Raw genomic sequence first — 26,193 nt, 5'->3', positions numbered from 1 at the left:
ATTATATATAATTAATTTTTATACTTATCATAATATAATATGTCTAAATTTACCACCGAAGAAATTAGAAGTAAATTCATATCTTACTTTAAAGCAAATAATCATACGCATGTAAGTAGCAGTCCGCTCATTCCTCATAACGATCCGAGCCTTATGTTTGTTAATTCTGGTATGGTACAGTTTAAAAATGTCTTTACTGGGCAAGAAAAAAGACCGTACGACAAAGCAGTAACCAGTCAAAAATCGCTACGGGCAGGCGGAAAACATAATGACCTTGAAAATGTTGGCTATACCGCAAGGCATCATACGTTTTTTGAGATGCTCGGTAATTTTTCTTTCGGTGATTATTTTAAAGAGCAGGCTATATATTATGCTTGGAATTTATTAACTAAAGAGTTTGAATTGCCTAAGGATAAGCTTTATGCAACAGTTTATCACACTGATGACGAAGCAGCTTCTTACTGGAAGAAAATAGCAGGGTTTTCGGATGACCGCATAATTAGAATTAAAACAAATGATAATTTTTGGTCAATGGGTGATCTAGGTCCATGCGGTCCGTGCTCAGAAATATTTTATGACCATGGTGAGCAAATATATGGTGGTTTACCTGGCACTAAAGATGAAGATGGTGACCGCTTTATCGAAATTTGGAATATGGTATTTATGCAATATGAACAGATTGATAAAGATACCAGAATAGATTTGCCGAAGAAGTCGATTGATACTGGAATGGGTCTTGAGCGTATGACAGCAGTGCTACAGCATGTTAATAATAATTATGATATAGATTTATTCCAAGAAATAATTAGTTTCACAGAGAATATATTAAAGGTGAAAGTAGAGGCAGAAGCAAAATTCTCATACCGTGTTATTGCTGATCACTTAAGAGCTTGTAGCTTTTTGATAGCTGATGGGGTAGTGCCGTCAAATGAGGGACGTGGTTACGTGCTACGCCGCATTATGAGAAGAGCTATGCGTCATGCTCATATACTCGGGTCAAAAGAGCCGCTAATGTATAAGTTACTGCCGAAACTTGTTGATTTAATGGGTAATACATACCCTGAGCTTAAACGAGCAGAAAGCTTTATAAGCAGTATATTGGAGCAGGAAGAAATTAGATTTAAAACTACTTTAGAGCGGGGTTTAAAATTACTTTCCGAAGAAACGGAAAACCTCAATGCAGGTGGTAGATTATCAGGTGAAGTAGCGTTTAAGTTATATGACACATATGGATTTCCTCTTGATTTAACCGAAGATATTTTAAAAAATCGTAATATTGCTGTTGATCATCAAGGATTCGAGCAGCAAATGCTTGAGCAAAAAGAGCGTGCTAGAAAATCTTGGCTTGGATCAGGTGAATCTAAAACCGATCAGCTATGGTTTGATATTAAAGCAAAATATGGCAGTACAGAGTTTTTAGGCTATAATCTTAACGAAGCTGATGGAAAAATAGTTGCTTTAATTAAAGATAATGCTTTAGTAAACGATATTAGCGAAATAGATACGCAATTTCTCTTAATAGCCAACCAAACGCCTTTTTATGGTGAGTCAGGTGGGCAGATGGGCGATATCGGAGTAATTAAAACCCAAAATTGTGAAATAGAAGTAGTCGATACTCTAAAATATCTAGGTTCTATCATAGTTCATAAATGTATATTGAAAAAAGGTAAGGTTACTACGAATGAAAATGCTAATTTTAGTATTGATGTTAAATATAGACAGAATTTAAGAATTCACCACTCGACAACGCATCTACTTCATGCGGTGTTGCATCAGGTACTTGGCAAGCATGTTACGCAAAAAGGATCACTCGTTGCTACTTCTTATTTGAGATTTGATATTAGCCACCCTAAAGCTTTAACTCCTGAAGAAATTATTTTAATTGAAGATAAGGTAAATGAGATTATTAGAGATAATCATGAAGTAGATACTACGCTTATGTCTACCGAAGATGCTGTAAAACAAGGAGCTATGGCATTATTTGGCGAGAAATACGATTCTGAAGTTAGAGTAGTTAAGATGGGCGAAACTTCGCTCGAGCTATGTGGCGGTACGCATGTTAGACATACCGGTGATATTGGTTGCTTTAAAATTACCAGCGAATCAGCTATTGCAGCAGGTATTCGTAGAATCGAAGCAGTTTGCGGTGAATTTGTAATTAAGCTAATTAGAGAAAAAGAGGGGTTACTTAAAAATATAGAAAATAGCCTAAAGACTAACAAAAATGAGCTTGTCAGTAAAGTTAACAATATTTTAGAACGTAATAAAGAGCTTGAAAAGGAGTTAGAAAAAACTTATTTAGCTAGTTTAGATTTAAGCGTCGAGCAGATTGAAAAACAAGCCGAAAAGATCAAGGAAATTAAGTTAATTTATCGTCATGTAGAAAATTTAGACAATAAAATTTTACGTCAAGCTGCTGAGAATTTAGCTAAAAAAGCAGAAGATTTAGTAGTGGTATATGTTGGAAATAATAGCTCTAAACTATCTATTACTGTTGCAATAAGTAAGGCTATAACAGATAGATTTAATGCAGGGTTCATTGCAAAAGAACTTTCGTTATTCTTAGGTGGTAGCGGTGGCGGCGGGCAGCCTTCCATTGCCCAAGCTGGTGGAAGTGATCTTGCCAAACTACCAAAAGTCAAAGACCAACTACAAAGCTTATTAGATATTTAATATAACTTTTAATTAAAAAGGCAATATTATTGTTGTACTGTTAGTAGAAAATGTATATAGTGCGTTTATAGTTTTTTAACTTGAACTGGGGACAGTCAATTTTGCAAGTTTCGCCTGTGCTCACGTATTAAGTATACGTTCCGCAGTCTCACTTTTAAATTAACTATCCCGAGTCCAAGTTAATTCACTATATATTAATAGTCAGCAATTATAAGTGTCTAAAAAGCCTAAACACGACGAAATTATAAGAAGTGCGTTTGAAAACCCTTTAGTTTCTAAAGAGTTTTTTGAGATGCATTTACCTCCCCATATACAAAATTTGATTTCCTTTGAAAAGCTGAAAATGGAAAAAGACAGTTTTGTAGATAAAAGACTCAAAAAATCTATAGTAGATATTTTATTTTCTGCTAAGTTTGGAGATAGAAAAGGTTACTTATATCTGCTCTTAGAGCATCAAAGCTCGCCTAATCATAATATGGCTTTGAGGTTATTTCGGTATATGTTTAAAATTGCCGAATATCATAAAAAATCAACAAAAAGCAAAAAATTTCCTTTCATATATCCATTAATATTTTATAACGGTGTACAAAAATATAATGCTCCACGAAATCTATGGGAATTATTTGAGAATAGTGAACTTGTAAAATCTACATGGAGCGGTGATTATCAATTAATCAATGTACATGATATTCCGGACGAAAAATTGAAAGAAAAAGCATGGTCTGGGATTTTGCAATTTTTTATGAAGCATATTCATGAACGTGATTTATTAAAAAGGTGGGAAGAAGTAGCTGATCTTTTGCCTAAATTTGCTAAAATAGATATTGGTATTGAGCATATAGAACTAATTTTATGCTACACTTTGACCAGAATTAAACAAGATGATATAATAGAAGTAGAAAAACTACTTAAATCAAAATTAAATCCTAAAAAAAGAGAAAACGTTATGAAAAGTATAGCTCATCATTGGATGCAACAAGGTAGAGAAGAAGAAAAAGCTATTATGCTAAAGAAAATGCAAGAAGAAAAAGTTATGATGGCAAAGGAAATGATGAAAGAAGGGTTTTCTTTAGAGTCTGTTATAAAAATTACAAAATTGTCTAAAGAAGATTTAGAAAAATAAATATTATGAAAAGTATAGCTCATCATTGGATGCAACAAGGTAGAGAAGAAGAAAAAGCTATTATGCTAAAGAAAATGCAAGAAGAAAAAGTTATGATGGCAAAGGAAATGATGAAAGAAGGGTTTTCTTTAGAGTCTGTTATAAAAATTACAAAATTGTCTAAAGAAGATTTAGAAAAATAAATATTATGAAAAGTATAGCACACCATTGGATGCAACAAGGCTAGTTAATGTTAAAATTTTTGTTAGTTTGAGTAAATAATGCATCTAGCGTGCCGTTTTTGACAATCTTTTTACATTGTTCATATAAATCAAAATCGTCATTTAATATATCGTCATAGTTTGTATATAAATAGTTAATAAACGCAATAGAATCTTTTAACGCTAACTGCACGGCTTTATTATCTTTATCGCAACTCTCTATAATTTCAGGGAGTAGAATATTTCTTGTCTTATCATAAATCATATTTCCTGCTTCTTGTACACAGGCTTGAAACTTTTGAACGAGGGAATTAGGTTGAGATATTTCTTTAGGATTTATTATTTCGTTTTTACGTGCGTGGGTTATAGTGATAGCTACTTTCTTAAAATAATCCTCTACATCCTGCATTCCGATTTTATGGCGAAGAATATCATTTATACTAATTATTTCATTCTTAAGCTTTCTATCTTGTCTTTTTTCTAACCAAACACAAATTATATCTTCTATTGTATCAGTTATAAAGTCTGCTATAGCTCCAACAAAAGGTAAATCTTTAATTACTGGATTGAAAAATTTTATTCCAAACAATATTATTCTTTCTCCTATAGTTTTTTTAATATTATTTTTAAAAAACTCAGTTTCTGCAATACCGCAAGCTTTTAAAATATTTTTTGTATTCCAAAAAAGTGCATTACAATAATTGTATAATTTAGGATTCTCTTCTTTTAATCTTTCAACTTCCCTATTAATTTCTGCTTTATTTATAATTCCGCCATCTTTTAATATATTCTCATGTGCATTTAATCGGATATTTACTTCAGTACCTAACAATTTAAAATTAGAGGTTTCTAACTCTACTTTCTCATTTTGGATTATTTCCATTATATCTTTAAACAAGTCTCTGCCCTCTTCATTTACTAGCTGCCATTCATTGAAGTTAAAATATTCAGCACTCTTAACAAAGCACTGAATAAATTTTTTGGATTCTATTTCTTTAAATATTTGTTTTATTGTTTCTTCATCAATTTCAGCGGGATAAATAGCTGCTACTTTCTCAAAATTATTATTATTAAACTTATATATTAGATGGTTTCCAAAAACGTTTCTTTTTTCTAATAATATTATGGCATTATCCTTAATATCTCTTACATAAGATAAAAGTGGTGCTTCGGTGGAAAGTTTTGCTTCTTCGTTTGTTATACTATTGACGTCCATAATATCACTCGCCGCTATCTTAAGTCCTAATCCTTTATTTAAAAATAACGGCTTATGCGTTTTATACTGCTCTGCTAACGGATCATCAGTTGCGGCAAGTAACATGGTAGCAAACTCCTCTAAGTTATCATTTTGAAATATTTCATAGCGTCTATCTTCAAAGATTATCTTGCCTGCTATTTTTTTGTGATCTTTATTAACTGCTACTGTAAAAGTAAAATGGTAGTTTTTTACACAGTTTAAAATAAACTGACTTTCTAGCTGATTTATAACCCCACTCTTTAATATAGTTTTACATATTTCCTTTAAAAATACTCGTGTTTCAGCTATATTCGGAAATTCCTTAAAACATCCATTAAACCACTCTATCACTTTAGGATTTTTTCTTTTTGCGTATTCCTGAGTGATATGGTCAGTTATTTTATGTAGGGTAGTTTTAAATACTGGATATGAATTTTTGTAAAGTTTTTGGTTTTCAGTTAAAATCGTTATTTTAAGTAATTCTGCAAAGTTTCTATAGCCTACTTTAATAAACGACATTTCGTTTGATATTTTAGCTAAACCCTGAGCAGCTATATGTTTGACATATCTATCATTTTTGGAATCACTTATTACTTCGCTTAAATCTGTAAATAATTTTTTTGTATGTTTTACTTTTTTAATCTCAATTAGAATTAAAATTGCTTCAGATTTAACATCAACATCAGGGTTATTACTTAGTTTTATTAATATTTTAGATGCTTCTTGTCCTATATTAGGATTTTCTTGCACCATCCAACCTAAACTTCTTAAAATTGTAAAATTAATATAATTGTTGAAATCGCTAATTTTATGGATTAGTAGCTTCAATAGTTCTAATCCATCTTGTGCTAAATTAGGATTTGCTTGTACTATCCAACCTAAGCTTGTTATAACTTCAGGTGTAACATTGTTTTTATGAACTACTTCTTCCAATAATATATCAAATATTTTCTGTGCCAAATTAGGTTTTATTTGTACTATGGAAGCTAAACTGCTAACAGCTTTAGACCTAACATATTTATTAGTGTAAGGATTTGTAATTAACTTTCTTAATATTGTAAATACTTTTTGTGCTAAAATTGGGGTCGTATTTACTAATCTTGCTAAACTTTCAACAACTGTAAATTGGATATAATCATTATAATTATTTAACAGTTTTTTTAGTGTATCAAATACCTTTGGCGTTATATCTGGTATTGTGTTCGTTAATTCAACTAAGCTCCAAGCGGCTGCAGATTTTACTCGAATTTCAGAATTTTCTAATAAATTTTTTAGCATATCAAATATTTTTGGTGTTATATCAGGTGTCGTATTTATTAATTCAGCTAAACTCCAAGCAGCTGCAGATTTTATTTCATTTCTATGATCGTTTATTAGTTCTTTTAATATATCAAATGTTTTGTGTACTAAATTAGGCATAGTATTTGCTAACTTAGCTAAACTCAAAGCTGCTCCGGATTTGATGTAAATATTAGAATCATTCAATAATTCTTTTAATATATTAAATGATTGTTGTTTATCTATTACACTTAATATTTTAGTTAAGGTTTTAGTAATATCATATATAATACCGTTATTAGGGCTATTAAATAAATTTCCTGACTCTAAGCTATGGGTATATTCAAATTTGTCATACTTACTAAAACTAGAATTATTGATTAAGAATTTGAAAGTTCTTATTGCTTCCTCTACTAAACTAGGTATCGCCTCTACTATTCGGGTTAAGTTTAAACCGGTTACAAAATCCTCATTGTAATTTCTAAGCAATTTTTGAAAGATTTTGATTATTTGTGGTTCTAGTTTAGGTATTGATTTTATTATTTCAATTAAACTCTCTAGAACTAAATAATTATCATTCAGTTTTTTAATATTTCCTCACTTAGATCAGGGACAATAATTATTATTTCAGCTAATATTATATTTACATATTCATTTAATGCCCATGTATTTAATGGTAGTATTTTGCTCAAGCTTTTTCGTATTACAGTCTCATCTATAGTCCCATCTAATATTTCTGCTAATTTCTGCAATACTAATTCCTGTAATTGTATATTTTCAATTACAAAAGAATTTATCAATCTTTCATAAACTTTAGTTTTGTTACCCCACTCAGTTCTATTTGATAGAGCCGCTATTATTTCTGCAGATGTTTTTAATTCTTGAAATGTAGCTTCTTTGCTTTGTAACTTCTCATTCACCACCTGAACAATCGATTCGGATAAATAACCGCTATCTATTATATGCTGTTCCCAGATTGTAATATCCTTTAATACAATATCATCTATTAAATTTTGGATTTGTTTTAAATATGGTATTCTATTGTTAAATTCGTCCTTGATTTTGCTTTGAGCTAATAAATGCATTAGTAATGCAATTTTCTTTTCAATCCCTAGCTCTAATATTCCGTTAACGTTGCAAGTTGCAGCTTCCCAAAATATTTCTATTAATTCTTTACTATCATCATTATTTGCTATTCCGGCTAAAAACTTTAAAGTCATTAGATATTTTGGTTCGTTTCTATGCTCACCTATAAAACTTGCTATTTTGCTTTTAGTATGATTATCTAATAACTGATTTTTTAGATAACGGGCGGCTAAAAATTCTTGAAAGGTTAAGTGAATAAATTGATAATTTTGTCCCTCTCTTCTTAATAATCCTTGTTCTATAACTTCGTCTATGTCTAATGTGTCTTTGTTGTTTTCTACTCGTTTATTTTCTACTAACTTCCCTGTTGTGCTAAGTGATTCATAAGCTATTTGTTCTAAAAAACTCATTATGTTTTTTAAATGATTATTAGCTTCTGTTTTACTCTTATATTTATGCTGGGTTTTTGCTAGATACCTATTATTAAGCCAGTCTATTATCCCGCCGTATAAACGACTTATATTAAAATCTTTATTACCATCTACCCGAAACTTATCCCTTACTTCTGGATCATTCCACATTAAACATATTAATGCCGTATTGATCGGTACTTCGCATATTTCTTTTATTTGATTGTTAACGGCTAAAAAACTTTTCAATTGCGTCCTAAGCTCTTGATCATGTTTAAAGCTTTTACTTACATATTTCTCTATCCCTTCGCTATCCCATCCCGTATTTTCTACCTTGCGTTCAAACTTATTGTTAATATTTTCTGTGATTGCATTAGGTCTAGAGCTCATTATTACGTTTTTATACTGAAATACTGCCTCCATAATATCTCGGTAATCACGATTATCTTGGGATAAAAATGCTACTTCATCGTAACCGTCAAGCAATAATAATACTCTATCTTTGTTGCTTATATTGATTATTTCGTGCGGTTCTATATTTTCTAAATTCAAGCAATAATGAATGAAACAGGCTAGTTTGTTTTGACGTAGCTCCTTAGCTTCGTATTCTCTACTCCAATTTTCATTTAACAATTCCTTTAACTTAATTCTAAAGACATAATCAAATTTATCATTCCATAAATTATCTTTGCCCCATTTATAAGATAGGTAGTGCATTAACGTAGTTTTGCCTATCCCTGCCCCACCTAGTAACAGCACTTTACCGACATCTGCTTGTATTCTGTTTATTGATTCGGCTATATTTTTTATTTCCGATTCACTTTTATTAGATATATTTCTATAAAGTAGATTCAGCTTATTTTCTTCCTCAATTAGTGGCTTAATTATATCATTAATTATTTCTTCTCTAACTCGATAATTCTTTTCAAGTAGCTCTCTTATCCTATTTTCTACATCTATAGCTTTAAAAATATCTTCTATTTCTACCGGTTTCTTTTCGCCGGTAACTTTATCATGTAATGCTGCTTTAGCTGAGTCATTATCTTCGCTAAGTAATATCTGTAATTTTATATAATACTCATCTAAAGATAGGGCTTTAATCTGCTCATCCTCTATTAGCTTCGGTAAAGTATCTTGGGAACTATATAGAGCTTTTAACACGTTAAAGACTTTGGTTTTTTCTTGCATATTTATTAAATCATTAAAAAAATCTTTAGAATTATATCAGATAAAAATGCAAGTTTAAATTGTAAAATCTTAAACTTATTCAAGTTTTATAAATTATTGAGATGTAATAGTTTAGTAATTCTAGTTTCTTAACCTACTTATGTTCGGTTTACAAAAACTATTGCATATTTTGGCTCTATAGTTTATTTTGATTAGCAAACTAATATGCTGAATTATTTATAAATAACGGATTATTACAAATGGCAACTACCATATTAAAAAATGAAGGGCTAGATTTTCATATTAAAATTTCAACTCCTTTAAGTGAAATAGATAATGATATTCAAAAAGAGCTGGTCGACTTAACAAAAAAGGTCAAAATAGCAGGTTTTAGAGCTGGTAAAGTACCTATTACAATTGTTGAGAAAAAATATGGTGCTTCTGTCAGAAATGATATAATAGAAAAAAGAATTAATGATTCAGTAAATCATGTTATTAAGGAGCATAATTTAAATATTATCGGCAGACCAAAGATTGATGATTTACAAAACGAACCTAATAAGCCTTTAGAATTTACAATAAAAATGGAATTATTGCCTAAAATTGATATTCCAGATTTAAAGAAAATATCTATAAATCGTCCGAAATTAGAAGTAAGTCCTGATGATGTTGAAGAACAACTCAAAAAGCTTGCGGAAATGATGAAAAGTTATACCAAAGAAAGTAAAGCAAAAGCTAAAGATGGTGATCAAATTACCATGGATGCAGTTGGTTATGTTAAAGATGAAGCTTTTGAGGGTGGCAAACTTACAGATTTTAAAGTAGTTATTGGTAGCAATGCACTTATTCCTGGTTTTGAAAAGCAATTAATAGGTTCTAAAGCTGGTAGTGAAGTAGAAGTTAATGTAACTTTCCCTGAAAATTATCATGCTAAAGATTTAGCTGGTAAGGATGCTCGTTTTGTAGTCCAGGTTAAAGCTGTTCATACTGCAGAACCTACAGTCATTGATGATGAGTTTGCTAAAAAATTCCAAAGCAATAGCCTTGAAGAGCTACGCACTCACTTTACCAAAAAAATAGAAAATGAGTCGGAAGAAGCTATTTCTACTATTATGAAAATGAATTTATTTGATCAACTAGAAAAATTGTTAGATTTTGACGTGCCTGAATCTTTATTAGATCAAGAAAAAAATATCTTAAAGTCTGAAACTGACAAAAGCGAGCAAGATGATTCTGTATTCAAAGATAAATCACCAGAACAAGTAAAAGAATACTATGATAAATTAGCATTACGTCGTGTTAGAATTGGGTTAATGCTTGCAGAATATGCAAAAGATAAAAATTTACAAGTAGAGCCTGATGATCTTCGCAGAATTATTATGCAGCAAGCACGTAGCTTTCCTGGTCAAGAAAATATGTTGTTTGATTTTTATAAAAATAACCCTAGAGCTGTTGAGCAGCTTAAAGGACCTGCGTTAGAAGAAAAAGCGGTACAACATATTTTTGATAATGCAGTAAATCTCAAAGAGAAAAAATATAACAGAAAAGAATTAGAAAAATTATTAGAATCAGAAGAGCAACGCATTACTGCTATGTAATAATTTTTATTCACTTCCTGTCATAGCATCAATTTGGTGACCCAAAATTTTTGGGTTGCCCTACTCTTTCACAATGACGATATCACATAAGCCCTATAAACCTATTTACATAAACAAATAATCTATGTTATAATATCTATATAACAATCTAGCTAATCTAGACATATTGGAGCTTAAATATGAATAAATGGCAATTACACGAGGCAAAAAATAAGCTGAGTAATATTATCGACACAGCAATGCAAGGTACACCTCAATGCATTACAAAAAGGGGAGAAGAAGCAGTTGTAGTTATTAGTATAAAAGACTATAAACAACTTACTAAACAAAAACTTAGTTTTAGCGAGTATTTATTGAGTGCTCCTGATTTTAATAAATTAGATCTCCAAAGAGTGCAAGGAAAGGCAAGAGATTTCGAGTTATGAAATATTTAATAGATACTAACGCTATATCGGAATTATATAAAAAGAATCCTGATAGTAAGGTAGTACAGTGGTTTTTAAGTATTCACACTAGTCAATTACATATAAGCTGTATAACTATAGGTGAAATAAGAAAAGGTATATCAAAACTAGCAAAAAAAGATAAAGTAGCAAGTCTAAAATTAGAAAAATGGTTAGAAGGAATAATAATAGATTATGATAAAAGAATTCTTGATATTGACAGAGAAATATGTGAAGAATGGGGAGAATTAATAAGTATAGACGGTACTAATCCAATCGATACTTTAATAGCAGCACAAGCAAAACAACATAATATGATATTAGTTACTAGAAATACCAAGCATTATAATATGTTTAACATTAAAATATTCGATCCTTTTAATTGATCAAAATTTTCTTTCCCGATAACAATGCCTTATGAAAAAACTATCGTTTCAGCAAATTATACTAACCTTGCAGAATTATTGGCAGGATTATGGATGTGCAATTTTGCAACCTTACGATGCCCATGTTGGAGCTGGTACGTTTCACCCTGCAACAGTGCTTCGTTGTCTTGGTCCAAAGCCTTGGTCTGTCGCTTACGTACAGCCGTCAAGAAGACCTGGGGACAGCAGGTATGGCATGCATCCTAACAGAATGCAGCATTATTACCAGTTTCAAGTTATCTTAAAGCCCTCACCCGACAATATTCAGGAATTATACCTTAAAAGCTTAGAATGTTTAGGCATAGATTTAAAAGCTCATGATATTAGATTTGTCGAAGATGATTGGAAATCACCGACGCTAGGAGCGGCAGGGCTTGGATGGGAAGTATGGTGTGACGGTATGGAAGTGTCGCAGTTCACTTATATGCAGCAAATTGGCGGTATTGAATGTAAACCCGTTGCCGGTGAAATTACTTACGGTTTAGAGCGTCTTGCTTTATATATTCAAGGCATCGATGAGGTAAAAGAACTTGATTGGAATGGTCAAACAGGCGAAAAAGCTTTAAAGTATGGTGAAGTTGATTTTGAAGCTGAGCGGCAATTTTCAAAGTTTAATCTAGAGTTTGCCGATAGCGAAATGTTATTGCGTCATTTTAAAGATAGTGAAGAACAATGCGAGCGGCTAGTAGAAGCAAACTTGCCGTTACCTGCTTATGATTATTGTCTTAATGCAAGCCATTATTTTAACTTATTGAATTCACGTGGAATAATTAGCGTAACCGAGCGTGCTTCATATGTTTTAAGAGTGCGTCATTTAGCTAAAATTTGTTGTATGAAATGGTTGGAGATGAGCGGTGAGTGAATTATTATTAGAGCTATTTAGCGAAGAAATACCGGCTTTTATGCAAAAAGATGCAGAAGAGGGATATTTAAGCATTTTCACCAAAATTTTTGAAGAGAACGAAATATTTGCAAGGTTACAAGTATTTTCAGGACCTCGCAGGATAACGCTGTATGCTACACATTTGCCGAAAGTAATGTTACCAAAAGAAATAGAGATTAAAGGACCGAGTACAGAAGCACCGGAAGCTGCAATTAATGGCTTTTGTAAAGCTCATAATGTTAGCAAATTAGAGCTTTCAACTAAGTTAATTAATAATCAATTATATTATTTCTACATTAAAAAAGTAGCAGAAAGACAAATAAAAGAAATTTTACCTGAAATTATTGTAGAAGCTATTAATAAATATAGCTGGGCAAAATCTATGTTTTGGGGGAATTACAATATAAAATGGATTAGACCGCTACGAAATATTTTATGCATATTTGATGGCGAAATATTACCTCTGCAATTTGGGTATTTAGCCGCTAATAACATCACTTTTGGGCATCGCCTTACTGATAATAAAAAACTCGAAGTAACTGATTTTGAGGATTATAAAACTAAACTCACAGAAAATTATGTAATTTTAGAAAGATTAAAACGAGAAGAAATAATTAAAAACGGTTTATTAGAGCAAGCAAATACTCATAATTTAAACATAAAAGAAGATTTAAGATTAATTGAAGAAGTAGCAGGGCTTAGCGAATTTCCGGTAGTATTATGCGGAGCAATACCGCAAAAGTTTTTAGAGTTGCCCAAAGAAGTGCTAATTTCTTCAATGCGTACTCACCAGAAATATTTCTGTTTATTTGACAGATCAGAAAATTTTGCCCCATATTTCCTTTTCGTTAGTAACGGTAATTTTGCCAATAGCAAGCTAGTCGTACAAGGTAACGAGAAAGTATTATCGGCAAGGCTGTCCGATGCCTTATATTTCTACAAGCAAGATATAGCTAAAACTTTAGAAGCAAATTCAGAAAAGCTTGCAGCTGTAACATTTCACACAAAGCTTGGTAGTTTAAAGGAAAAAGTAGAGCGTATTACTAATATTTGTAAATATATCGATCCGAATAATAAATATTTAATTACCGCAGCTAAACTTTGTAAAAGTGATCTTGTTTCTGAAATGGTTGGAGAATTCCCCGAGCTGCAAGGTATTATGGGTTATTATTATGCAAAACATGAAAACCTAAATGAAGAAATAGCTGTAGCAATCAGAGATCATTATAAGCCGCAAGGTTTGAGTGATAGCGTACCGGTTGGTAATGTTGCTTTGCTTGCGATTGCGGATAAATTAGATAGTTTAGTAGGTTTAATGATAGCTGGTGAAGCCCCGACAGGTTCCGGTGATCCATATGCGTTAAGACGTCAGGTATTAGGCATAATAAGAATAATAATTGAGAATAAATTAGAGCTGAATTTAAATAGTTTAATTGATTTTTCTTTGAAATTATATTCATCTGGTAAAGATAAGGATTTAATAATATCGTTTTTTGAGGAAAGAGCGAAATTTTATTTTAAAAATGAATATGATATTTCGCTAATTAATGCTGTTCTTGATTTAAATTTAGCAAATATAAAATTTAAGCTTGATGCGTTGAAAGAGTTTTTAGAAAAAGAAGACGGGAAGCAATTATTAAATGCTTATAAACGAGCAAGTAACATACTTGGAAGCCAAAATATTGATGGAGCTGTTGAGCCTAATCTATTTAGTACTCAACCTGAAAAGGAGTTATTTAAAGTAACTCAAAAGCTTTCACTACAAATTGTCGATAAGGATTATGATAAGGCATTAAATCTATTGCAGACTCTATTAACTCCGATTACTAGCTTTTTTGATAATGTACTTGTTAATGATAGTGACCAAAAAATTGCCAAAAATCGGTTGTTAATATTACAAGATGTTTGCAAATTATTTCATAAGATCGCTAAATTTAACCGCTTATGATAAAACAAGCAGTTCAATTTATAACCTCCGGTAAAGTCGTAGTTTTTCCGACCGAAACAGTATATGGAATAGGAGCGGATGCTACTAATCAAGAAGCATGTTTAAAAATCTTTCAATTTAAAAATCGTCCTGCTATCAACCCGCTTATTGTGCATGTCTCATCTATAGAGCAAGCAAAAGAAATAGGAGAGTTTAATTATATAGCCGGAAAAATAGCAGAAAAATTTTGGTCTGGTCCGTTATCTATAGTTGTTCCGTTAAAAGAAAATGCAAATATTGCAACGGCAGTTACGGCAGGACTTAAAACTATAGCAATTCGTATACCATCCCACCCATTAGCATTGGAACTTATTAAACAATCCGGAAAGTCAATAGCTGCTCCAAGTGCCAACCCTTCAAATTATATAAGCCCGACTAGGCTAGATCATGTTACAAAGCATTTTAATGATAATGAAGAAATTTTTATTCTAACAGACAAACATTATCAATCTAAATATGGATTAGAATCAACTATCGTCGATACTACAACTGATATACTTACTATTCTTAGAGAGGGGTTTATCACTGCTGAAGTGTTAGAAGCAGCACTTGATATTAAAATTGGTAAAGCATCAAAAAATATTAATATTAAAGCTCCAGGAATGCTTGAGAAACATTATTCCCCAATAGTGCCGATTAGATTAAATGCTACAAACTTAAATGATAAAGAAATTGGGTTAAATTTCGATGATAGCAATCTTAAAGGGGAATATTCATTAAACTTAAGCAGTAAAGGCGACCTTACAGAAGCAGCAGCCAATCTTTATGCATATTTGAGATTATTAGACGATTATGCTGCTGCTCATAATATAGAATATATAGCGGTTGCTCCCATACCTTCAATAAATATAGGTGTTGCTATCAACGATAGATTAAAACGTGCTGCAAATAACTAATTATTTCTTATCAGCATCTTTATTATCTTCGGTAGCCATGCTGGAGGAAGATAATCTTTGTTTATATTCTTGTTCTTTTGCTAAAAAATTTTGTGCTTCTTTAGAAAGCTTGTAATATAGTTCACGTTTCTTTTTATTAATGTTAACTATTTCTACCCTATATTTTTGTATTTCTTCACGTATTTCTGGTTTAATAGTGCCAGCATAGGCATAAAATTCATCTAGAATTTTTTGTGTTGTAATATCTGTTTTGGTATCTTTTTTTGAAGCATTAGATATAGTATCATCTGCAAAGCCTTTTGAGGTTAACAATAATATTGCAGAAATAGTAATAATTATGTTTCTTATCATATAAGCCTTATTAAAATTTTATCACATAAGTAGATCATGTTTAAATCTGATAGTCAATCAAAAGATATTTTTAAAATTTCATTTAATATTCAGTATAAGGATATAAATATATTTGAAGAATTTTTTACAGAAAAAGTAAGTGCCATTTCTGTTTATGAAGTAAAGTCAAAAACTTTAGAATCACAACCTAAAGATATTTGGTGCTTTGAAATTTATTGTGATAATCAAACAAATTTAGTTTCTTTAAAAAAAGAAGTACAGGAATTAGCAAAACTAAACAATATAGAAATCACTAGTGACATAATTAGTGAAGAGATAGAAGATAAAGATTGGGTAGCACTTTATCAAAACCAGTTAGCACCAATTCAAACAAATCGTTTCTTTATTTGCACAACATTACATCAAGATAAATGTCCCAAAGATAAAACACTTATATTAATTGAAGCTTCTAGAGCTTTTGGTACTGGTAATCATGAGACTACATTAGGATGTATAGAGGCTTTAGAATATCTTAAAGATATTAAAGCAAATAAAATTTTAGATATAGGTACTGGCAGTGGGATTCTTTCATTTATAGCTGAAAAATTATGGAATGAGGCAGAGATTTTAGCCTGTGATATTGATGATGCATCGGTAGAAATTGCAAAAGAAAATGCTAGCTTTAACAATTCTAATATAAAATTCTATCAAAATACCTCTGAAAATATTTTATAGGGTAACTAATTATAATAGTAAGTTTGACTTAGTCATAAGTAATATTTTACCTTTAATTGAGTTATCTACCCAGATTAGCAATCTTATGAATAAAAATGGTTATTTAGTATTGTCAGGTTTTCTTGATAATCAATTGGAAGATGTTAGAGATGCTTATGAAAAAATAGGATTTGAGGTTAAAGAAATAATTTATAAAAATTCTTGGGTAATATTGATTGCAGCCTATTATAAATAATCATCATATTTGACTTTTCTAACATATTTTAGTATAATACTTATCTTTGAAACAAATAGAAAAATTTAATTTATGAGTACTACGAAAAGCGATAATTATATCTCGGAACTAAGAAAAGTAATTTGGCCTATTGAGAGGTATGAGAACAAAAAGTTTTTGCCAATGGCATTTATGATGTTTTGTATTTTACTAAATTACTCAACACTTCGTTCAATTAAAGACGGTTTTGTAGTAACTGATATAGGAGCTGAAGCAATAAGCTTCTTAAAAACTTATATAGTACTTCCTTCTGCGGTAATTGCTATGATAGTTTACGTTAAGCTATGTGATATTTTAAAGCAAGAAAACGTATTTTATGTAATTACTTCTTTTTTCCTAGCATATTTTGCATTATTTGCATTTGTTCTTTATCCTAACCCTGATTTAGTTCACCCTAATCCTGAAACTATAGAATCCTTAAGTTTAGCATATCCTAATTTTAAATGGTTTATAAGAATAGTTGGGAAATGGAGTTTTGCATCTTTCTATACTATGGCTGAGCTTTGGGGAACATTAATGCTAAGCTTACTATTTTGGCAATTTGCTAACCAAATTACTAAAACCGATGAAGCTAAGCGTTTTTATTCAATGTTTGGATTACTTGCTAATTTAGCATTACCTGTAACATCGCTAATTATTGGGTATTTTTTACATGAAAAAACTCAAATAGTAGCAGAGCATTTAAAGTTTACTCCATTATTTGTTATTATGATAATAAGTAGTTTGGCTGTAATACTTACATATAGATGGATGAATAAAAATGTTTTAACTGATCCTAAACTTTATGATCCAGCACTTGTAAAAGGGAAAAAGGCTAAAGCTAAGATGTCGTTAATAGAAAGCTTTAAAATGATATTTACTTCTAAATATGTAGGTTATATCGCATTATTACTTATTGCTTATGGTATTTCTGTAAATCTAGTTGAAGGTGTTTGGAAATCAAAGTTAAAAGAATTACACCCGACAAAAGAAGCTTATACTATGTATATGGGGCAGTTTCAAGCTTATCAAGGTTGGGTTGCTATAGCTTTTATGATTATAGGAAGTAATATTTTGAGGAAAGTATCTTGGTTAACTGCTGCGATGATTACGCCTTTAATGATGCTAATTACCGGTATTGCGTTTTTTGCGTTTATCTTTTTTGATAGTGTAATTGCTATGTATCTAACAGGTATTTTAGCATCAGGTCCTTTAGCACTTGCGGTTATGATCGGTACAATTCAAAATGTTTTAAGTAAAGGTGTAAAATATTCTCTATTTGATGCTACTAAAAATATGGCTTATATTCCACTTGATAAAGATTTACGAGTAAAAGGTCAAGCTGCTGTTGAAGTTATCGGTGGAAGATTTGGTAAATCAGGTGGTGCTATTATTCAATCTACATTTTTTATTATATTCCCGGCATTGGGGTTTGTTGAAGCAACCCCATATTTTGCTTCTATATTTTTTGTGATAGTAATATTATGGATATATGCCGTTAAGGGATTAAATAAAGAATATCAAGTTTTAGTAAATAATACTGAAAAATAGTATCAATATAAGAAAATAGGTTTTTAAGAGCTTATTTTCTTTGTAATTATAGGATTTATGATATGAGAAATACAAAATCTGAAATTAAAATTCCAAGAACACCATATGTCAAAAAATATAACAGTTGGCGAATAAGGATTTTGTATTCTATCATTATAGGTTATGCAACTTTTTATTTTTGTCGTCAAAATTTTAATATAGCAACGCCAGCTATTAGAGAATATTTTGATGTTACAAAAACTCAAATCGGTTGGATATTAACTGCTTCTTCCATAATGTATGGAGTTAGTAAATTTTGTAATGGATTTATCAGTGATAAGACTAATGCTCGGATATTTATGGTTCTGGGGCTTTTGTTCGTTGGTATTATCACTATTCTAATAGGCTTTTCAGATTCTTTATTCCTTATTGGTATTTTGTGGATAGCAAGTAATTGGTTTCAGTCAATGGGCTGGCCTCCTGCTACAAAAATGTTAACTCACTGGTTTGCTTCTAAAGAGCTAGGAACTAAATGGGCAATGGGAGCAACTTCTAACCAAATAGGTGGTGCTCTTGCTATGGTAAGCTGTGGTTACCTGATTGATAAGTTCGGTTGGAGAACTGCTTTTTTTGTACCTGGCGTGGTTGCTTGTGTAGTATCAATTTTTTTATATAATAGACTTCGCAATTCTCCCAAAGAAGTAGGTTTGTCTACAGTTGAAGAATATAAAAATTACCCTCCTGAATTAATAAGCGATTATGATAAACTGCCAACTGCCGAATTACTTAAAATAGTATTTTGCAATAAATTAATATGGTATGTTTGTTTAGCAAACATGTTTGTATATATAATACGTTTAGGGGTAATTTATTGGGCTCCTACATTTTTAAAAGATTTACGAGGTATAAGTCTCTTAAATGCTGGTTTACAAATAGGTTTATATGAAATGATAAGTATTCCAGGGGCGTTAATAGCAGGCTTTTTATCTGATAAATTATTTCAAGGAAGACGTGGTCCTGTAAGTACAATATGTATGCTAGCACTTAGTTTATTGCTAATCTTATTTTGGAAGCTTCCTATCCAAAGCGAGTTGCTAAGTATAGTAATTCTTTCTCTTGTTGGTTTTTTTGTCTCAGGTCCACAACTACTTGTAGGTATTGCCGCGGCTGATTTTAGTACTCGTCAAGCTGTTGGCACAGCTAATGGATTATCAGGGTTGTTTGGTTATTTAGGAGCAGCAATTGCAGGAGTCGGTGTTGGATGGATAAGTGATAATTATGGATGGGATGGGGTGTTTATATTTTTTAGTATTTCTGCTCTTTTAGGAAGTAGCTTATTCGCTTTAACATGGAATTTTTCAGCAAAGAAATAAATTTAATAATTATATAAATAGGTTAAAAATGACAATACAATATACTTTTTCAATGATTAAGCCTGATGCTATAAAAAGGAATAAAATAGGGCAAGTTAATACCTACTTAGAAAATGCGGGCTTAAAAATAGTAGCTCAGAAAATGACAACTTTAACTAAATATGAAGCAGAATGTTTTTATGATGAACATAGAGCAAGGCCATTTTTTGATAGTTTAGTTGAATATATTACTTCAGGTCCCGTAGTGCTTCAAGTTCTTAAAGGTATGGACGCTATAACTTTAAACCGTAAAGTTATGGGAGCAACTAATCCAGCAGAAGCTGAAGCTGGAACTATTAGAAAGGATATAGGTGAATCAATTGAAGCTAATAGTATTCACGGTTCTGATAGTGAAAATAGTGCAAAAAGAGAAATTAAGTTTTTCTTTAAAAAATCTGAAATTATAGAATAATTAATGCAAAAATATGACGTAATAGTGATAGGAGGTGGGCATGCTGGTGTTGAAGCTGCTGCTGCCTCTGCACGTCTTGGAGTTTCTACTCTATTAATTACGCCAAAACCCGAAAATTTGGGAGAAATGTCCTGTAATCCTGCAATTGGTGGAATTGCAAAAGGTACATTAGTTAAGGAAATTGATGCACTTGATGGATTAATGGGATATGTTATAGACCAAGCTGGTATACATTATAAAATGCTTAATGAAACTAGAGGACCAGCAGTTTGGGGGCCTAGGGCACAAGCTGATAGAAAGCTTTATAAAAAAGCAATGTATCAAATACTAACAAACTACCCAAATTTAGAAATACTATATGCAAAAGTAGAAGATATTGAAATTAAATCTTCAGAAATAAAAGCAGTCATCTTAAATAATGGTAGTAAAATACCGTGTCAAAAAATTATATTAACTACAGGTACATTTTTATCAGGGCTAATTCATATTGGATCAAAAAAAATCCCTGCTGGTAGAGTAGATGAAGAACCATCTTATGGATTATCAAATACCTTAAGAAGAATAGGTTTTAAACTCTCTCGATTAAAAACAGGAACCCCTCCAAGAATTGATGGGCGTACTATTGATTACAGTAAAGTAGAATCACAACCTGGAGATGAAGTGCCTAGACCTTTCTCAGAATTGACTGATAATGTAAATGTACCCCAAATAAATTGCTTTGTAACAAAAACTACTCCAGAAACGCATAATATTATCCGAGCAAATCTTGATAAATCCGCAATGTATTCTGGTCAAATAGAGGGAATAGGTCCACGTTATTGTCCTTCCATAGAAGATAAAATAGTTAGATTTAGTACAAAATCAGAGCATCATATTTTTTTAGAGCCTGAAGGATTAGATGACCATACAATTTATCCAAACGGAATTTCTACTTCTTTACCTGAAGAAGTACAACATCGATTAATAAAAACTATCCCAGGCTTAGAGAATGCAATAATTTTACGTCCAGGTTATGCTATAGAGTATGATTACATTGATCCACGTGAAATAAGTAGTACACTGGAAACAAAAAAAATAACAGGTTTGTATTTTGCAGGTCAAATTAATGGTACTACAGGATATGAAGAAGCTGCAGGACAAGGTATAGTAGCAGGTATTAATGCCGCTTTAGCAGTAAAAAATCAACAGCCTTTTGTACTAACAAGAGCAAATAGTTATATTGGAGTAATGATAGATGATTTAACGTCGTTTGGAACGTTAGAGCCATATCGGATGTTTACTTCACGTTCAGAATATAGATTATCTATAAGAGCAGATAATGCTGATTTACGTTTGACAGAGATGGGAATAAGTATTGGTGTTATATCTGAAAAGCGTAAAGAAATATTTACAATAAAATGTAAAAATATAGAAAGTACAAAATCATTATTAAATACTTTATCTTTAACTACTAGTAAACTCGCTAAAATGGGGATACAAGTTGCACAGGATGGTACACATAAAACAGTGTTAGATTTATTTAAAATACCTAATTTTGATGTTGAACAAGCTATTAAAATTTTTCCTGTACTTAAAGATATAGATAATAATATTTTACAACTACTTTATATTGAAGCTAAATATGCTTCGTATTTAGCCAGGCAACATGCTGACATTAATTTATTCCAAAGCGAGGAAGCTTATCCAATTCCTAAAAATATTGACTATTTTACAATACCAAGTATATCATTAGAAATACAGGAAAAGCTTTCTTATCATAACCCTATTACTATTGCTGCGGCACGACAAATTTCCGGTGTTACTCCTGCTGCAATTACTGCTATTATAATTTATTTAAAAACTAAATATAATGATAGAAGTTCCACATGAAGTAATTGAAAAATTACAAATTTTTCAAGAATTAGTACAAAAGTGGAATAAAGCTATTAACCTTATATCAGAAAATAGTACGCAAAATTTTTGGAAACGTCATATATTAGATTCCTTGCAATTAATGCAGTATATTAACGATAAAGAAATACATTTAGTTGATATAGGAAGTGGAGCAGGTTTTCCAGGTATAATATTGTCTATCGCTGGAGTAGCAAAGACAAGTTTAATAGAAGCTGATTTACGTAAGTGCATCTTTTTAGAGAAAGCAGCAAAAATATCAAATAATAATATACAAATAATTAATCAAAGAATTGAAAAAACAGAAATAAGTTGTAATATATTAACCTGTAGAGCTTTTTCTAATTTAAATACAATATTTGATTGCACAAAAAATATCTCTGTGCAAAATAAATTTTTGCTTCCAAAAGGAAAAAGCTATTTATCTGAAATAAAAGAAGCTAGAAAAAAATGGTTATTTAAGTGTTTAATAAACCAAAGTATAACTTCAAAAGAAAGTAAAATTTTAGAAATTAGCGGCTTAACAAAAATAATATGACTGTAAAAGTAATTTCCGTAGTTAATCAAAAAGGAGGGGTAGCTAAAACTACTACCACTGTAAATTTAGCTACTGCTCTTGCAGCTATGGATAAAAAAGTTTTAGTAATAGATCTTGACCCTCAAGGTAATAGTAGTACTGGTTTTGGCGTTAGTCAACAACAACGAAAAAATACTATATATCAAGCATTAACAAATATAATCAAATTAAAAGATACAATAATCTCTACTAATATTCCAAATTTAGAAATAATAACCTCAAATACTAATTTATCTGCTGCTGAACTAGATTTAGTAAAATTAGAAGAACGAGAATATATTTTAATGAAGTTATTAGAAGAAATAAAAGTATTATATGATTATATAATTATTGACTGCCCACCTTCGTTAAATTTATTAACAATAAATGCTTTAGTTGCAGGCGATGAGGTATTAATTCCAATGCAATGTGATTTTTATTCTTTGGAAGGGTTAAGTCATTTGCTAAAGGCAGTTGAAATTGTAGAAAAAAGATTAAACCCTAAGATAAAGATTGCAGGTATATTATTTACAATGTATGATAGGCGTAATCGTTTAACTGAGCAAGTAGAAGAAGATGTAAGAAGTTGTTTAGGAGAATTAGTGTTTAAAACTGTAATTCCTAGAAACATTAAATTATCTGAAGCTCCTTCATATGGAAAACCTGCTATTATATATGATTATAAATGTGCAGGAGCAGTGGCGTATATGGAACTTACAAAAGAAATTTTGGGAAGATATAATGAAAAATAAAGGGTTAGGTAGAGGCTTGTCTTCATTATTAGGTGAAGAGGTTATATCTACAGAAAAAGAAAGTTTAGAAATAGTACAAATTATAAATATTGATAGAATAAAACCAAATGAAAATCAGCCTAGAAAACATTTTGAATATGATAAAATAAAAGAATTATCAGATTCTATATTAAATAATGGTTTACTTCAGCCTATTATTATTGATAATAGTTTTCAAATTATAGCAGGTGAAAGACGCTGGCGTGCATGTAAATTAGCAAAGATTTCTGAGATACCGGTAATTATAAAAAATTTAGATGCTAAAGAGAGTATGGAAATAGCATTAATTGAGAATATACAAAGATCGGATTTAACAGTCATGGAAGAAGCTCGTGGCTTTAAATATTTAGTAGAAAATTTTAATTATACAGCAGAAAAATTAGCAGAAAGACTTGGTAAAAGCCGTAGTCATATAGCTAATTTACTAAGGCTCAATAATTTACCACAATCTATTCAAAATAAATTAGATGAAAATATACTTAGTATGGGACATGCTAGATGCTTAATAAATCATGAGCATGCAGAAGTAATAGCAAATTATGTTATAGACAATGATTTGAATGTGCGTCAAACAGAAGAGTTAGTAAGGCAATGGTCTCAAAATGAATATACGAAGTATCCTGATAATAATAGAATAGGAAAACAGCTTTTTAAAGAAAAAACAGAAGATAATGATTTACAAGCATTAGTAAAAATTTTGTCAGAAAAATTTAATATAAAAGTGACAATAGAAAATTATTCTTTAGGAGGAAAGTTAATATTCCATTATAAGGATTTAAAAGAATTAGATAAAATTTTGTTAGAGTTAAGTTAATACAAGGAAATAAATAATTTATGTCATCTCAATATATTTATGAAATAAATGGTTTAAGTAAAACTATAAACGGTAAGAAAATTTTAAAAGAAACAAATTTATCTTTTTTACCAAGTGCTAAAATTGGAATAATAGGACCAAATGGAGTAGGTAAATCTACTTTATTAAAAATTATGGCAGGTATAGATAAGGAATTTGATGGTAAAGCAATGGCAGCACTAAATATAAAAGTAGGCTATTTACCTCAAGAACCATATCTTAATCCAAATAAAAATGTATTTGATAATATTATGGAAGGCCTGCATGAGAAAAAAAAGCTTATCGATGAATTTAATGAAATAAGTAATAAGCTGGCTACTGAAATCACTGATGAAGAAATGAATCAACTTTTTGATAAGCAGGCAGAATTACAAGAAAAAATAGATAATTGTGATGCGTGGGATTTAGAGCGAGAAATAGAAATTGCAATGCTAGCATTGCGTTGCCCATCAAAAGAGGCAAATATTAATGAAATTTCTGGTGGAGAAAAAAGAAGAGTTGCTTTGTGTAAACTTCTTTTAGAAAAACCTGATATGTTATTACTTGATGAGCCGACAAATCATTTAGATACAGAATCAGTTTCTTGGCTTGAGAACTATCTTAAAAAATATAAAGGTACTGTAATAGTTATTACACATGATCGCTATTTTTTAGATAATGTTACAGAATGGATATTAGAAATAGATAGAGGTCATTGTGTACCGTGGAAGTCTAATTATAGTTCGTGGTTGGAACAAAAACAAGAAAAATTGGCTCTAGAAAGTAAAGAAGAAGATGAGCGAAAAAAACAATTAAATCGTGAATTAGAATGGATTCGTCAAGCTCCAAAGGCTAGACAATCAAAAAGCAAAGCTCGTATTACAGCATATCAAGAGTTGTTAAACAAACAGCAGGAACAAAAAAGTGATCCTACTCAAATAATTGTACCTAATGGTCCACGTCTTGGTGATTTAGTTATTGAAGCAGAACATATAGCCAAAAAATACAATGATAAAACGCTCTTATCGGATTTTAGTTTTAAAGTTCCACGTGGAGCGATTGTAGGGATAATTGGACCAAATGGTGCAGGGAAAACTACATTATTTAATATTATTACAGGTAAAGTAAAACCTGATAAAGGCTCTATTAAAATTGGTTCAACAGTAAAATTAGGATATGTTGACCAATCGCGTGATCATTTAGATGGTAATAAAACTGTTTGGGAAGAAATTGCAGAAGGATTAGATGAATTACAGCTTGGTAGCAGAATAGTTAAAAGTAGAGCGTATTGTGCAGCTTTTAACTTTAGGGGAGGTGATCAGCAAAAAAAAGTTGGGCAACTTTCTGGAGGAGAGCGTAATAGGGTGCATTTAGCGAAGTTATTAAAAGAAGGAGCAAATGTTATATTATTAGATGAACCATCTAATGACTTAGATATTGATACGTTAAGAGCTCTTGAAGATGCAATTTTAGATTTTGCAGGTTGTGTATTAGTAATTAGTCATGACAGATGGTTTTTAGATAGGATAGCTACTCACATTATTGCATATGATATAAAAGGCAATGCCACTTGGTTTGAAGGAAATTATCAGGATTATCACGAGTATATGTTAAAAATAAATGGAGAAAATACTTTAAATCCAAAATATAAGCATAAAAAATTAATTTAAATATGTCACTAACACAAACATTAATAGTGTTATTTATAGGATTGTTTGTAATAAAACCTGATGATATTCCTATGCTTATCAATCAAATAAAAAAAATTAAATCTTATTTTAGTAATGTTGCTTCATCAGAAGTGGAACAATTAAATTTCTATATACAAAAAATTATTAGCATAGAGGGGTACTATGATGGTGACTATAATGGTGACTATAATTTAGTTGCAATAAAAGAAAAGTATAATAAATTAATCAAATCAGTTATAAATAATGATTTAAATAATATCAATGAATAGTACATTTTTTGTTCATTTGATCTATTACTTAAAGCTACATTGCAAATAAGATAAAATTATTATATAATTCCTTAAAACAATACTAA

The 26,193-nt window shown here is 30.7% G+C and carries 23 protein-coding genes; 20 read left to right on the top strand and 3 right to left on the bottom strand.

Translation table 11 applies throughout. The features are described 5' to 3' along the window. Nucleotides 1-39: 39 nt before the first annotated feature. The 3 genes from alaS to AAGD49_RS07175 all read left to right on the top strand — a co-directional run bounded on the left by alaS (nucleotide 40) and on the right by AAGD49_RS07175 (nucleotide 3,978). Nucleotides 40-2,673 carry an alanine--tRNA ligase gene (alaS, locus tag AAGD49_RS07185; RefSeq protein ID WP_341788544.1) on the top strand — a complete coding sequence of 878 codons (2,634 nt, stop codon included), beginning with the start codon at nucleotides 40-42 and terminating at the stop codon, nucleotides 2,671-2,673. A 214-nt stretch (nucleotides 2,674-2,887) separates the two neighbouring features. Then, the gene (locus AAGD49_RS07180; protein WP_341788543.1) at nucleotides 2,888-3,796 is read left to right on the top strand and encodes an Rpn family recombination-promoting nuclease/putative transposase; all 909 of its coding nucleotides are present in this window, start codon (nucleotides 2,888-2,890) and stop codon (nucleotides 3,794-3,796) included. A 5-nt stretch (nucleotides 3,797-3,801) separates the two neighbouring features. Beyond that, nucleotides 3,802-3,978, top strand: a complete 177-nt coding sequence (locus AAGD49_RS07175; RefSeq protein ID WP_341788542.1) for a transposase — start codon at nucleotides 3,802-3,804, stop codon at nucleotides 3,976-3,978. Nucleotides 3,979-4,018: 40 nt separating this feature from the next. Here the strand turns inward: AAGD49_RS07175 and AAGD49_RS07170 are convergent, their stop codons facing one another. Then, nucleotides 4,019-7,000, bottom strand: coding sequence for a HEAT repeat domain-containing protein (locus AAGD49_RS07170; RefSeq protein ID WP_341788541.1), 2,982 nt, complete (start codon nucleotides 6,998-7,000; stop codon nucleotides 4,019-4,021). A gap of 89 nt (nucleotides 7,001-7,089) precedes the next feature. After that, on the bottom strand, nucleotides 7,090-9,195 hold the full coding sequence (locus AAGD49_RS07165; protein WP_341788540.1) for an NACHT domain-containing protein: 2,106 nt from the start codon (nucleotides 9,193-9,195) through the stop codon (nucleotides 7,090-7,092). 239 nt (nucleotides 9,196-9,434) lie between these two features. Here AAGD49_RS07165 and tig point away from each other — a divergent pair, with 239 nt between their 5' ends. The 6 genes from tig (at nucleotide 9,435) to AAGD49_RS07135 (ending at nucleotide 15,406) form a co-directional block, all read left to right on the top strand. After that, nucleotides 9,435-10,772, top strand: a complete 1,338-nt coding sequence (gene tig / locus AAGD49_RS07160) for a trigger factor (protein WP_341788539.1) — start codon at nucleotides 9,435-9,437, stop codon at nucleotides 10,770-10,772. Nucleotides 10,773-10,951: 179 nt separating this feature from the next. Further along, nucleotides 10,952-11,197 (top strand): type II toxin-antitoxin system Phd/YefM family antitoxin, encoded by a 246-nt coding sequence (locus AAGD49_RS07155; protein ID WP_341788538.1) that lies wholly within the window; start codon nucleotides 10,952-10,954, stop codon nucleotides 11,195-11,197. Then, entirely contained in the window at nucleotides 11,194-11,601 is a 408-nt protein-coding gene (locus AAGD49_RS07150; RefSeq protein ID WP_341788537.1) for a type II toxin-antitoxin system VapC family toxin, read from the top strand. Before AAGD49_RS07155 ends, AAGD49_RS07150 begins: the two co-directional genes overlap by 4 nt. Before the next feature lie 31 nt (nucleotides 11,602-11,632). Next, entirely contained in the window at nucleotides 11,633-12,502 is an 870-nt protein-coding gene (locus AAGD49_RS07145) for a glycine--tRNA ligase subunit alpha (protein ID WP_341788536.1), read from the top strand. After that, a complete protein-coding gene (glyS, locus tag AAGD49_RS07140) occupies nucleotides 12,495-14,471 on the top strand; it encodes a glycine--tRNA ligase subunit beta (protein ID WP_341788535.1) in 1,977 nt (658 codons plus the stop codon). Before AAGD49_RS07145 ends, glyS begins: the two co-directional genes overlap by 8 nt. Next, on the top strand, nucleotides 14,468-15,406 hold the full coding sequence (locus AAGD49_RS07135) for an L-threonylcarbamoyladenylate synthase (protein WP_341788534.1): 939 nt from the start codon (nucleotides 14,468-14,470) through the stop codon (nucleotides 15,404-15,406). Before glyS ends, AAGD49_RS07135 begins: the two co-directional genes overlap by 4 nt. On the opposite strand, the gene AAGD49_RS07130 is transcribed toward AAGD49_RS07135, so the two are convergent. Then, nucleotides 15,407-15,757 (bottom strand): hypothetical protein, encoded by a 351-nt coding sequence (locus AAGD49_RS07130; RefSeq protein ID WP_341788533.1) that lies wholly within the window; start codon nucleotides 15,755-15,757, stop codon nucleotides 15,407-15,409. Nucleotides 15,758-15,793: 36 nt separating this feature from the next. Between AAGD49_RS07130 and AAGD49_RS07125 the strand changes: the two genes are divergently transcribed. From AAGD49_RS07125 to AAGD49_RS07075, 11 genes are all read left to right on the top strand, one after another. After that, on the top strand, nucleotides 15,794-16,471 hold the full coding sequence (locus tag AAGD49_RS07125) for a 50S ribosomal protein L11 methyltransferase (protein ID WP_341788532.1): 678 nt from the start codon (nucleotides 15,794-15,796) through the stop codon (nucleotides 16,469-16,471). Beyond that, nucleotides 16,443-16,706, top strand: a complete 264-nt coding sequence (locus AAGD49_RS07120; RefSeq protein WP_341789245.1) for a 50S ribosomal protein L11 methyltransferase — start codon at nucleotides 16,443-16,445, stop codon at nucleotides 16,704-16,706. The genes AAGD49_RS07125 and AAGD49_RS07120 overlap by 29 nt, the downstream gene beginning before the upstream one ends. 72 nt (nucleotides 16,707-16,778) lie before the next feature. Next, nucleotides 16,779-18,275, top strand: a complete 1,497-nt coding sequence (tlc1, locus tag AAGD49_RS07115) for an ATP/ADP exchange transporter Tlc1 (protein ID WP_341788531.1) — start codon at nucleotides 16,779-16,781, stop codon at nucleotides 18,273-18,275. Nucleotides 18,276-18,337: 62 nt separating this feature from the next. Then, nucleotides 18,338-19,627: an MFS transporter gene (locus AAGD49_RS07110; protein ID WP_341788530.1), complete on the top strand. Its 1,290-nt coding sequence runs from the start codon at nucleotides 18,338-18,340 to the stop codon at nucleotides 19,625-19,627. A 28-nt stretch (nucleotides 19,628-19,655) separates the two neighbouring features. Further along, on the top strand, nucleotides 19,656-20,078 hold the full coding sequence (ndk, locus tag AAGD49_RS07105; RefSeq protein ID WP_341788529.1) for a nucleoside-diphosphate kinase: 423 nt from the start codon (nucleotides 19,656-19,658) through the stop codon (nucleotides 20,076-20,078). Nucleotides 20,079-20,081: 3 nt separating this feature from the next. Beyond that, a complete protein-coding gene (gene mnmG, locus AAGD49_RS07100) occupies nucleotides 20,082-21,947 on the top strand; it encodes a tRNA uridine-5-carboxymethylaminomethyl(34) synthesis enzyme MnmG (protein WP_341788528.1) in 1,866 nt (621 codons plus the stop codon). Next, nucleotides 21,928-22,506 (top strand): 16S rRNA (guanine(527)-N(7))-methyltransferase RsmG, encoded by a 579-nt coding sequence (gene rsmG, locus AAGD49_RS07095; protein ID WP_341788527.1) that lies wholly within the window; start codon nucleotides 21,928-21,930, stop codon nucleotides 22,504-22,506. Before mnmG ends, rsmG begins: the two co-directional genes overlap by 20 nt. Continuing rightward, a complete protein-coding gene (locus tag AAGD49_RS07090; protein ID WP_341788526.1) occupies nucleotides 22,503-23,276 on the top strand; it encodes a ParA family protein in 774 nt (257 codons plus the stop codon). The genes rsmG and AAGD49_RS07090 overlap by 4 nt, the downstream gene beginning before the upstream one ends. Beyond that, nucleotides 23,263-24,129 carry a ParB/RepB/Spo0J family partition protein gene (locus AAGD49_RS07085; protein WP_341789244.1) on the top strand — a complete coding sequence of 289 codons (867 nt, stop codon included), beginning with the start codon at nucleotides 23,263-23,265 and terminating at the stop codon, nucleotides 24,127-24,129. The genes AAGD49_RS07090 and AAGD49_RS07085 overlap by 14 nt, the downstream gene beginning before the upstream one ends. A 20-nt stretch (nucleotides 24,130-24,149) precedes the next feature. Then, nucleotides 24,150-25,817, top strand: coding sequence for an energy-dependent translational throttle protein EttA (gene ettA, locus AAGD49_RS07080; RefSeq protein WP_341788525.1), 1,668 nt, complete (start codon nucleotides 24,150-24,152; stop codon nucleotides 25,815-25,817). Nucleotides 25,818-25,819: 2 nt separating this feature from the next. Continuing rightward, nucleotides 25,820-26,107 carry a DUF2672 domain-containing protein gene (locus tag AAGD49_RS07075; protein ID WP_341788524.1) on the top strand — a complete coding sequence of 96 codons (288 nt, stop codon included), beginning with the start codon at nucleotides 25,820-25,822 and terminating at the stop codon, nucleotides 26,105-26,107. Nucleotides 26,108-26,193: the final 86 nt, after the last annotated feature.

Origin of the sequence: Rickettsia endosymbiont of Lasioglossum villosulum (assembly GCF_964026455.1) — a bacterium.
In the GTDB taxonomy this organism is placed as follows: domain Bacteria; phylum Pseudomonadota; class Alphaproteobacteria; order Rickettsiales; family Rickettsiaceae; genus Rickettsia.
The sequence above is the reverse complement of the archived record's forward strand: the minus strand, read 5'-3'. Positions and strand labels throughout refer to the sequence as shown.

Coding starts and splice junctions, on each gene's coding strand:
- alaS (WP_341788544.1), top strand. CDS start 40: ATGTCTAAATTTACCACCGAAGAAATTAGAAGTAAATTCATATCTTAC.
- AAGD49_RS07175 (WP_341788542.1), top strand. CDS start 3,802: ATGAAAAGTATAGCTCATCATTGGATGCAACAAGGTAGAGAAGAAGAA.
- AAGD49_RS07165 (WP_341788540.1), bottom strand. CDS start 9,195: ATGCAAGAAAAAACCAAAGTCTTTAACGTGTTAAAAGCTCTATATAGT.
- tig (WP_341788539.1), top strand. CDS start 9,435: ATGGCAACTACCATATTAAAAAATGAAGGGCTAGATTTTCATATTAAA.
- AAGD49_RS07155 (WP_341788538.1), top strand. CDS start 10,952: ATGAATAAATGGCAATTACACGAGGCAAAAAATAAGCTGAGTAATATT.
- AAGD49_RS07150 (WP_341788537.1), top strand. CDS start 11,194: ATGAAATATTTAATAGATACTAACGCTATATCGGAATTATATAAAAAG.
- AAGD49_RS07145 (WP_341788536.1), top strand. CDS start 11,633: ATGAAAAAACTATCGTTTCAGCAAATTATACTAACCTTGCAGAATTAT.
- AAGD49_RS07135 (WP_341788534.1), top strand. CDS start 14,468: ATGATAAAACAAGCAGTTCAATTTATAACCTCCGGTAAAGTCGTAGTT.
- AAGD49_RS07130 (WP_341788533.1), bottom strand. CDS start 15,757: ATGATAAGAAACATAATTATTACTATTTCTGCAATATTATTGTTAACC.
- AAGD49_RS07125 (WP_341788532.1), top strand. CDS start 15,794: ATGTTTAAATCTGATAGTCAATCAAAAGATATTTTTAAAATTTCATTT.
- tlc1 (WP_341788531.1), top strand. CDS start 16,779: ATGAGTACTACGAAAAGCGATAATTATATCTCGGAACTAAGAAAAGTA.
- AAGD49_RS07110 (WP_341788530.1), top strand. CDS start 18,338: ATGAGAAATACAAAATCTGAAATTAAAATTCCAAGAACACCATATGTC.
- ndk (WP_341788529.1), top strand. CDS start 19,656: ATGACAATACAATATACTTTTTCAATGATTAAGCCTGATGCTATAAAA.
- mnmG (WP_341788528.1), top strand. CDS start 20,082: ATGCAAAAATATGACGTAATAGTGATAGGAGGTGGGCATGCTGGTGTT.
- rsmG (WP_341788527.1), top strand. CDS start 21,928: ATGATAGAAGTTCCACATGAAGTAATTGAAAAATTACAAATTTTTCAA.
- AAGD49_RS07090 (WP_341788526.1), top strand. CDS start 22,503: ATGACTGTAAAAGTAATTTCCGTAGTTAATCAAAAAGGAGGGGTAGCT.
- ettA (WP_341788525.1), top strand. CDS start 24,150: ATGTCATCTCAATATATTTATGAAATAAATGGTTTAAGTAAAACTATA.
- AAGD49_RS07075 (WP_341788524.1), top strand. CDS start 25,820: ATGTCACTAACACAAACATTAATAGTGTTATTTATAGGATTGTTTGTA.